A 982-nucleotide genomic window follows, 5' to 3' on the forward strand; every position below is an offset into this window, starting at 1 on the left:
GGGCAGGGCACCATCACCGCCCGCCCCTGCGGCGTCTGCGATGCCTGCCGCGACATCGACAGCGGCCGCTTCGTCGACTACGTCGAGCTCGATGCCGCCTCCAACCGCGGCGTCGAAGAGATCTCGCAGCTGCTCGACCAGGCCGTCTACAAGCCGGTGGTCGGCCGCTTCAAGGTCTATATGATCGACGAAGTCCACATGCTGTCGAACACCGCGTTCAACGCGATGCTCAAGACGCTGGAGGAGCCGCCCGAGTACCTCAAGTTCGTCCTCGCCACCACCGATCCGCAGAAGGTGCCGCCCACCGTGCTGTCGCGCTGCCTGCAGTTCAACCTGCGGCCGATGGCGCCGCAGACCGTGCAGGAGCACCTCGCGAGCGTGCTCGGCGCCGAGCAGATCGAGGCCGAGCCCGGCGCGCTGCGGCTGCTGGCGCGCGCCGCGCGCGGCTCGATGCGCGATGCGCTGTCGCTCACCGACCAGGCCATCGCCTTCGGTGCCGGCGCGCTGCAAGAGGCCGGCGTGCGCCAGATGCTCGGCGCGGTCGACCGCAGCCATGCGGTGCGGCTGGTCGAGGCGCTGGCCGCCGGTGACGGCGCCGACGTGGTCGCCACGGTCGACGGGCTGCGCACGCTCGGCCTGTCGTGCAGCGGCACGCTCGAAGAGATCGCCACGCTGCTGCAGCAGATGGCCGTGCTGCAGGCCGTGCCGGCCGCGGCCGACGAGGCCGATCCCGACACGCCAGCCATCCAGCGCCTGGCCGCGCTGCTGGCCCCCGACGAGACGCAGCTGCTCTACAGCATCGTGCTGCACGGCCGCGCCGAGCTGGGCCTCGCGCCCGACGAATACAGCGGCCTCGTGATGGTGCTGCTGCGCCTGCTGGCCTTCAAGCCGGGTGGCACGCCGGCCCCGCGCCGCGAGGCGCCGGCGATGGTCAGTGGCCGCAGCAGCGCGACGGCGGTACCGGCGGCTGCCGGTGCGGCGG

Annotated in this window: 1 protein-coding gene; it reads left to right on the forward strand. The window is 72.6% G+C overall.

Annotation, left to right across the window (positions count from 1 at the left end):
- Nucleotides 1-982, forward strand: a 982-nt coding sequence (gene dnaX, locus AC1D12_RS34120; RefSeq protein WP_477845492.1) for a DNA polymerase III subunit gamma/tau, incomplete at both ends; no start/stop codon positions are given.

The organism is Rhizobacter sp. P1_G5 (assembly GCF_056405435.1).